Annotated in this window: 7 protein-coding genes; 5 read left to right on the forward strand and 2 right to left on the reverse strand. The window is 69.6% G+C overall.

Going from position 1 to position 7,977, the window contains the following annotated elements:
* Positions 1–28: 28 nt before the first annotated feature.
* Entirely contained in the window at positions 29–1,249 is a 1,221-nt protein-coding gene (locus ABT313_RS17650) for an MFS transporter (RefSeq protein ID WP_350854251.1), read from the forward strand.
* On the opposite strand, the gene ABT313_RS17655 is transcribed toward ABT313_RS17650, so the two are convergent.
* Positions 1,137–3,380 carry an NACHT domain-containing protein gene (locus tag ABT313_RS17655; RefSeq protein ID WP_350855135.1) on the reverse strand — a complete coding sequence of 748 codons (2,244 nt, stop codon included), beginning with the start codon at positions 3,378–3,380 and terminating at the stop codon, positions 1,137–1,139. The genes ABT313_RS17650 and ABT313_RS17655 overlap by 113 nt on opposite strands.
* Before the next feature lie 119 nt (positions 3,381–3,499).
* Between ABT313_RS17655 and ABT313_RS17660 the strand changes: the two genes are divergently transcribed.
* From ABT313_RS17660 to ABT313_RS17670, 3 genes are read left to right on the forward strand one after another with little or no spacing between them, the layout of a single operon-like run.
* Entirely contained in the window at positions 3,500–4,954 is a 1,455-nt protein-coding gene (locus ABT313_RS17660) for an MDR family MFS transporter (protein WP_350854254.1), read from the forward strand.
* 54 nt (positions 4,955–5,008) lie between these two features.
* Positions 5,009–5,491, forward strand: coding sequence for a DnaJ-like cysteine-rich domain-containing protein (locus ABT313_RS17665; RefSeq protein ID WP_350854256.1), 483 nt, complete (start codon positions 5,009–5,011; stop codon positions 5,489–5,491).
* Between the two features lie 42 nt (positions 5,492–5,533).
* Entirely contained in the window at positions 5,534–6,973 is a 1,440-nt protein-coding gene (locus ABT313_RS17670; protein WP_350854259.1) for a GNAT family N-acetyltransferase, read from the forward strand.
* On the opposite strand, the gene ABT313_RS17675 is transcribed toward ABT313_RS17670, so the two are convergent.
* On the reverse strand, positions 6,970–7,401 hold the full coding sequence (locus tag ABT313_RS17675; protein ID WP_350854262.1) for a MarR family winged helix-turn-helix transcriptional regulator: 432 nt from the start codon (positions 7,399–7,401) through the stop codon (positions 6,970–6,972). The genes ABT313_RS17670 and ABT313_RS17675 overlap by 4 nt on opposite strands.
* Before the next feature lie 69 nt (positions 7,402–7,470).
* Here ABT313_RS17675 and ABT313_RS17680 point away from each other — a divergent pair, with 69 nt between their 5' ends.
* Complete coding sequence (locus tag ABT313_RS17680; protein ID WP_350854265.1) at positions 7,471–7,659, forward strand: winged helix DNA-binding protein; 189 nt, start codon at positions 7,471–7,473, stop codon at positions 7,657–7,659.
* The last annotated feature ends 318 nt before the right edge of the window (positions 7,660–7,977 follow it).

Raw genomic sequence — 7,977 nt, forward strand, 5'->3', positions numbered from 1 at the left:
CAGCCCACCCGCCGACAACGATCGAGTGGTGAGAAGACTTCGACCGATCGGACTGATGGCGACCGACCACGCGTGTGTAGACGTCTACCAGGGCAGCGTCCCTGCACTCGTCCCGTTCCTCGTCGCCGAGCGCGGCCTCGGGTACGTCGCGGTGTCCGGCATCACCTTGGCCGCGACCCTGCTCTCATCCGTCGTCCAGCCCGTGTTCGGCGTACTGACGGACCGGCGCCCGCTGACCTGGCTGATCCCGGTCGCGATGACAACAGCCGGCCTCGGCATAGCGCTCATCGGCGTTGGTCACACCTACATCCTCAGCTGGCTCGCGGCCGCGCTGTCGGGGCTCGGCGTCGCGGCGTACCACCCGGAGGCGGCGCGGATGGCCCGCATCGTGAGCGGTGGCAGCCACGTCGGCATGAGCTGGTTCTCCGTCGGCGGCAACGTCGGCTTCGCACTCGCACCGGTCCTCGTCACCCCGATCATCGCCGCCGGCGGGCTCGCACTGACCCCGGTGCTCGTCGTACCCGCGCTCTTCGGCGCCGCGATCACCTCCTGGGCGATCCGCTCGCGCGTCACCGACACGGTGACCCGCGGCCGACCAGAGGGCATCGACGACTGGCCGTCGTTCCTGCGCTTGTCGGCGATCATGATCTGCCGCTCGATCGTCTTCGTCGGCCTCGGCACGTTCATCGCGCTGTACGCCGGTCAACGCGTCGGCGGCGGTACGACGACCGGCGGCATCGCCCTGTTCATCCTCTTCGCAGCGGGCGCACTCGGCACGCTGATCGGCGGTCGCCTCGCCACGCGGTACGGGCGTGTCCGCACCCTCCGAACGTCGTACGCCGTCGCAGTTCCGGCGATCGCCTGCCTGGTGCTCGTCCCCGGCCCGGCGTTCTTCGTCTTCCTGGCCTGGACCGCGATCGCGATGTCGATCCCGTTCTCGCTGCACGTGACGCTCGGGCAGGACTTCCTCCCGGGACGCGTCGGTACGGCGGGTGGCATGACGCTCGGCCTCGCCGTCAGCATCGGCGGCGTCGCCACCCCGGTCCTCGGCACGATCGCCGAGCACACCTCACTGCAACTTGCCCTGGCCACCCTGATCGCGCTGATCGTGTGCTGCAGCCTCATCGGGTACGCGATCAACGAGCCGGTTGGCGCCGGGCAGCGCGCTCCGCGATCCGGCGGTCGACCTTCGCCGCGAGTTCGTCCGGAGAGCATTCGGCCAGGTGATCGCGAACGAGCAGGTGGATGAACGCGTACTGCCCGCGCCCGGTGTGCGCGAGCACGTAGCGGTCCGCGGCGTACCGGAGGAAGGCGCGGCGATGCCACGGCAGGTACCCGGTCCAGCGGAGCAGCGAGTCGTGGAGCAGCCGGGACAGCGGTCCGGCGAGGACAGGTGGTCGCCGTCGCCAGGGCTTCGCAGCGACCGTACCGAGCAAGATGCCGACGACCGCCTCGAGTTGCGGCGACGCCAGGTCCGCCCCGAGAGCGGCCGCGACAATGAAGGCAGCGACGACGCCGGCGCCGACCCACGGGTCCATCCGCCATCCCTTGTCGGGTGTGGCGGGCAGGTGGTCCGTCGGCAGCGACTTCGCCATCCGGATGCCCTGGGCAACGAGTAGCGCGATCGCCACTCCGGACGCGAAGCTGGTCGGATCACCGAGGCTCAGCGTGATCCAGCTCGCCACGACGACCAAAGCCAGCCGCAGACCGAGCAGCAGCCGGCGCGAGTTGTCGTGGAAGATCACGAACTCAACGGCGTACGACCCAGCGATCACCATCGCCTCGACAATGAGCGCCACTCTCGCCGTCAGCAGTTCAACCAGCCCCAGTGCGGCCACCGTCACCAGGACTGTCACTGCCGTGCTTGCCAGGAAGACGAGTGCGAACAGCAGCCCGCGGTCCGGCGCCCTTCCCGTCAGCCGCTGCCACGAGTGCGGCCTCAAGTGAACGAGCAAGAGCGTCGCACCAGCAACGGCCAGCCCGGCGAGGGCGCCGTACTGCGCAATCATGACCAGCGTCGCGCCCGCACCCAGCGCAGCGAACAGAGCCGGCAGGCAGACCGCGTGTGTCAGGTAGTCCACGTCCGGCAACGACAGTCCGAACCAGCCGTTCGGGGTCATCCACCGCGGTACTGCGGTGCGGTCGCCCGCACGACTGCGCGTCCACCACGCCAGACACCACAGACGTCGTACTGCGGTCTTGGCGTCGTACTGCCTCGCCATCTTGCGGTTCCGGGCGAGGACCTCGCAGATGTAGGTGTCGAAGAGCTCACGCCGCTGGTCCGCGACCCCACCGGCGAGCACGTCCTCCGGCGCTCGGCCCTGGTACGCCAGGACCATCACGTTGAGCATCAGCGGCGAGTTGATCAGGTCCCATAGCTCGTCGTCCTGCTCGATCGCCGTCCGAGCACCGTCGAGTGCTGAGCCGACAGCGGCGAAGTAGTCGAGGACCTGTTGCCGGGTGAGCGGTCTGATGTGTACGGCGCCGTACAGCCTCAGCTGGTGGGGCAGGCGCTCGTAGTCGTGCGTGCGGCAGGTCACTGCGATCGGACCGACCAGGTAGTTGTGGCGGAGTTCCTCCAGGACCGGTGCGAGCTTGGCGCGGTCCGGTTCGTTGATCTCGTCGAGTCCATCCAGCAGCAACGCGAAGCGGCCGTCGCGCAACCAGGTGCGTCCGACCGGCGCTGGGATGCCGTAGCGGTCGTCGAGCTCGTACAGCAGCCAGCGGACGAAGCCGGCGAGCAGTGCGCTGTCGTTGGGGTCGTCGTCGCTGTGATGGGCGGACTGGGTGTTCCACCCGGCCAGGTCGAGCAGGACCGGGATCGGCAGGCTGTCGTCGGCATGTGCTTGCCCTGCGAGGTCCCGGGCGAGCTCCACGAGCAGAGTGGTCTTGCCGGCGCCAGGTGCGCCCAGGACCAGCATGGAGTCCTGCAGCTCGTCGAAGACGCTCGCGATGTCCGCCTCGTCCGGCACCCGTCTGGGCTCGCGGTCGAGCGGCTGAACCAGCAGGTCGTACGGACGGACCACAGCGTCCGGGTGCTCGTCGAGAGCCAGCGCTATCCGCGTCCGCGAGGCGAGCGACCCGGCCCGGCGCTCGGACAGGTAGCGGTCGATGCGGGCCAGCGCGTTCGTGCGGTTGCGCGGCTGGTCGGCGCTGCGGCTGGAGACGACGGGCAGACGACGGTTGCGGAGCTCGAGCAGCGCGGTGACGATCGCCACCGCCCACAGCACTCCGATCAGCGGCCAGGCCCAACCGACGTACGGCTCGAGAAAGGCCGGCGCAGTCCCGCCGGTGCCCACGTTGATCGCGATCGGCAGCAGCACCAGCGTGAGCGAGACGGTCACCACGAGCACGACGGCGCGCACCAGACCGTCCCGCATCCTCACCCACCGGAGCGTAACGGTCCGTGAGCCCACCGTCCCGGCCGCGCGCGTCGCCGTCCAGCAGGCGATCAGCGCGTAGGGGAATTGTTGTCGGTTCACATACATTGATCGGTAATATGACTACTGAGCGGATCGACCGGACGAGTGTGGGGCTTCGGTCGGAGCGAGGGCCGATCCTGCTGGCGGTGATGCTCAGCGTCGGGCTGGTCGCGATCGACGCGACGATCCTGGCCACCGCCGTACCGTCGGTCGTCGACGACCTCGGCGGCTTCACGCAGTTCCCCTGGCTGTTCTCGATCTACCTGCTCGCGCAGGCGGTGTCGGTGCCGATCTACGGCAAGCTCGCCGACCAGCGCGGGCGGAAGCCGATGATGCTGCTCGGCGTCGGGCTGTTCATCCTCGGGTCGGTGCTCTGCGGGTTCGCCTGGAGCATGCCGGCGCTGATCGCGTTCCGGCTGATCCAGGGGCTCGGCGCGGGCGCGATCCAGCCGATCGGGATGACGATCGTCGGCGACATCTACACGGTCGCGGAGCGGGCCAAGGTGCAGGGCTACATCGCCAGCGTCTGGGGGATCTCGTCGTTCGTCGGGCCGACGCTCGGCGGTGTGTTCTCCGACTACATCTCCTGGCGGTGGATCTTCTTCGTGAACATCCCGCTCGGGGCGGCGGCCGCCTGGGTGCTGGTTCGCCGGTTCGAGGAGAAGGTCGCGACCAAGACCAGTCACCAGATCGACTACGCCGGCGGGGTCCTGCTCGCGGTCGGCGGTTCGCTGCTGCTGCTCGGGCTGCTCGAGGGCGGCGTGATGTGGAACTGGGACTCAGCGGCGAGCATCGTGATCCTGGCCGCGGCGGTCGTGCTGCTGACCACGTTCGTCCTGGTCGAGCGCCGCGCCGCCGAGCCGGTACTGCCGTTGTGGGTGCTCGAGCGGCGGGTGCTGAACTCGGCGAACTCGGCGGCGTTGCTGATCGGGTTGCTGATGATCGGGCTGTCGACGTACGTCCCGCTGTATGCGCAGAGCGTGCTCGGTACGTCGGCCCTGGTCGCCGGATTCGCCTTGGCGGCAATGACTCTGGGCTGGCCGATCGCCGCATCGTTTGCCGGACGCATCTATCTGCGGGTGGGCTTCCGGACCACGATGCTGATGGGCGCGATCATCGTCGTACTCGGCTCTGCGCTGCTGCTGACGGTCGGGTCCGGGAGCTCCGTACTGCACCTGGCCGCGGCTTGCTTCGTGATCGGCATCGGCCTGGGCTTCTCGGCCTCGCCGTCGGTCGTCGCCGCACAGTCGTCGGTGGACTGGCAGACGCGTGGCGTGGTGACCGGCGCCAACATGTTCTCCCGCTCGGTCGGCAGCGCGGTCGGCGTCGCGGTATTCGGTGCCGTGGCCAACGGTGTGGTGGCCGCGCGTCTCGGCGGCGACCACGAGGACCTGGAGAAGCTGCCCAGCGACGTACTAGCTCCGGCGATCCACGACGTGTACTACGGCGCCGCGATCGCCGCCGTACTCCTCGTAGCCGCCGTCGTGTTCATGCCGAACCGCGTCGTCGAGCGGCCGCTGTCCGACGCCTGATCCCCTTGTGCGGCTGCGATCCGCAGCACATACTCCGAACTGGGGGGCGGGGGCATGAAGACACTCAACTTGATCGCTTTGGCGAGCCTGTTCACGTCATTGGTGATGTTCGTCAGCGTGCTGCGACTGCACGGTCACGCCTGGAAGCAGGCCGGGAAGCGGAAGTGGCTGTGGGCCTTGCTGCCCATCGTCGCGTACCTGGTCCTGCTGAGCATCCCGCTGGCGCTCTGGTACTACATCCGGATCAGGCCACCGGTCGCCAGAGCTGACGCGGACTGCATCACAGCCCGGACAGCGCGCCGGGCTGCGCGTGCGCGAGCAGTCGCGCCGGCTCCTCAGCCGACGAGATCGACATCGGGCGAGTGGATACCGGTGTCGACGAAGTCACCCTGCAGCTGCCAGGGCGGTAAGCAGATGTGCTGGACCTGCAACGGCCGGGGCTCGGTGCAGGACTACGACGGCACATTCGTGACCTGCGGGCACTGCAGCGGCGGCTACACAACCTGCGCGATGTGCAACGGCACTGGCTACCGCTAAACCGGTCGAGGCGCCAGGTGTGGCTGTTCTAGGTTTGAGGGCATGCGTGCAGTCGACTGTGTTGGTGCACTGATCCGGGACGAGCAGCATCGCGTCTACCTGCAGCGGCGTACGGCGGAGCGGCGGTTGTTACCCGGGATCTGGGACATCGTCGGCGGGCACCTCGAGCCAGGTGAGACGCCCGAGGAGGCCCTGGCGCGTGAGGTCGAGGAGGAGACGGGCTGGAAGGTCCGCGACATCGTCTGGACCGTCGCCGACTGGGAGTGGGAATGGGAGGGCCGCGTACGGCGGGAGGTCGACTACCTCATCACCGTCGACGGCGACCTGGCCAAGCCGCGTCTCGAAGCCGGCAAGCACGACGCATCCGCGTGGGCCGGACCGGACGACCTGGACCTCTTGATGGTCAACCGGACCGACGGCGACCGCCGGCTGCGCGACCTCGTGGCCCACGCGGTCCGGACCAGGTTCACCGACCGCCTGCGGCTGGAGCCGATCACCGGACCCAACGGTGTCCTCCCCGGACATGCTGCGGACCTGGCGGAGGTCTTCGCCGATCCGTGGGTGGCCCGCTGGTACGACGCGCACTGGTCGCCTGAGGAGGCCGACAAGCAGGTCGCGACCATCCAGGCCGGTTGGGAGCGCGACTCCGTCGGCAAGTGGATCGCATACGAGCGGACCGGCGCCCTCGCCGGCCGCGGCGGTCTCTCGCGGATCCCGGTCGACTCGCCGACAACCGCGGCCATCGCCGAGCTGGTCGGACCGGAGTGGGCGGTCGACCGGCTCGAGCTCGGCTGGGCCTTGAAGGAGTCGGCCCGCGGACGCGGACTGGCGGGCGAGGTCGGTCGCGCCGGTCTGGACTTCGCCTTCAGCACGCTCGGCGCCCAGGCCGTCATCGCCCTGACCGAGCGCGTCAACACCGCCTCCCAGGCGGTCATGCAGCGGATCGGCATGCGGTACGCCGGTGAGGTCCGCGCGGAAGGCTGGGCCGAGGGCTCGCCCGACGTACAGCCTGACGCTCCGTTCGCCGTCTACGTCGCCGACCTGTCGGTGCGACGGGAGGAGGTCGACGAGGTGGTCGCCGCGGCGGTCCGGTGGGCGGAGGGCCAGCCGGAGGTCCGCGGGATGGCGATGGTCGGATCGTGGGCACGCGATGCGGCGCGGATGACCTCGGACGTGGACCTCGTGCTGCTGACCGACGTACCGGAGAAGTATCTGGCCGACGACCGCTGGCTGGAGGCCTTCGGCGCCGTGAGCGTCGTACGCCGGCAGCAGTGGGGTCCGCACTTGACCGAGGTCCGGATCGTGCGGGCCTCCGGCCTGGAGATCGAGCTGGGCGTGACGGCAACCGCCTGGGCCGACCTCGACCCGGTCGACGCAGGCACCAGGCGCGTCGTCAGCGACGGCATCCGGATCCTGCACGACCCGGACGGGACCTTCGCCAACCTGCAGCGCGCCTGCCCCGGACCGGAAGCGGACATCTAACGGTCCAACGCGGTCACAAACCGGCTCAGCAGGTCCGCGAAGGTGTTTCGTTCGCCATCCGTCCAGTCTTCCATTGCTGCGGCGAAGCGGTCCCGGCGGAAGCCGTGGACGACGTCCAACTGCCGCCTCCCGTCCGCGGTCAGGACGAGGTTCGTACGACGGCCGTCGGCCTGATCGGCCTCCCGTCGTACCAGACCGGCCGACACCGCCGCGGCGACCAGCTTGCTCGCCCGCGGCTGGTCCACCCCCATCGCCACGGCAACCCCGTTCACGCCGAGCGGCTCCGGCTCGGCGGCCTCGATCGCGTCCAGGACCTCCTGGACCGGATCAGGTCCGCCCGCCTGCACCGCGAACGTACGCCGGGTCTGCCGGCGGCGGATCGCGATCATCGCCGCCTCGACCGTGGCGACCGGCTCGCTGTTGTCCATGCCCAGCCGCAGCCGGTCGCGGTCGCACTGTCGCCCTTCCTCAGCGACAGTGCGACCGGGCTCGCCGCAGTGACGAATCCGTTGGTCGAGCGCGGATGGCTGACCGGCGACGAGCTGACCGAGGCCGGTGAGCGCGCGCTGGCGGCCCTGGACACCAAGGTCCGGGCGCAGCGGCGGAAGATCACCACCGGCATCAGCGACGAGGAGTACCTGGCCACCGTCGACGTACTGCGACGGATGACGCGGAACCTCGCCTGACCAAGAGCTAAGGGGCTCCGAATGTGACCGCCCAGGCGCGGCGGTCACACTCGGAGCCGGCCACCTCAGGGGGAGGCTCCCGGTGAGGTGACGGGGGCCTCCGGTGTCCTACCGCCCAGGACACTCGACCCTGCCTGGCCCGAGGTGTCGGCCAGGAGGTGGTTGGAACGGCTGGGCGGCGGCGATACAGGGAACTCAACCGCCAGGCCCAGCCGGGTTTCGGGAGGGCGGTGGGGTCCGGAGCTGAGGAGTGGTGCGGGCCGCACCACGGGGGTAGTGCGGGGGCGGGGGAATGGCCCCCGACCATGCAGAGCAGCC

The sequence above is a fragment of the Kribbella sp. NPDC000426 genome (assembly GCF_040300265.1).
In the GTDB taxonomy this organism is placed as follows: Bacteria; Actinomycetota; Actinomycetes; order Propionibacteriales; family Kribbellaceae; genus Kribbella.

What these genes read in the sequence shown, in the direction of transcription:
- ABT313_RS17655 (WP_350855135.1), bottom strand. Translation starts at nt 3,380, where the DNA reads ATGCGGGACGGTCTGGTGCGCGCCGTCGTGCTCGTGGTGACCGTCTCG.
- ABT313_RS17660 (WP_350854254.1), top strand. Translation starts at nt 3,500, where the DNA reads ATGACTACTGAGCGGATCGACCGGACGAGTGTGGGGCTTCGGTCGGAG.
- ABT313_RS17665 (WP_350854256.1), top strand. Translation starts at nt 5,009, where the DNA reads ATGAAGACACTCAACTTGATCGCTTTGGCGAGCCTGTTCACGTCATTG.
- ABT313_RS17670 (WP_350854259.1), top strand. Translation starts at nt 5,534, where the DNA reads ATGCGTGCAGTCGACTGTGTTGGTGCACTGATCCGGGACGAGCAGCAT.
- ABT313_RS17675 (WP_350854262.1), bottom strand. Translation starts at nt 7,401, where the DNA reads ATGGACAACAGCGAGCCGGTCGCCACGGTCGAGGCGGCGATGATCGCG.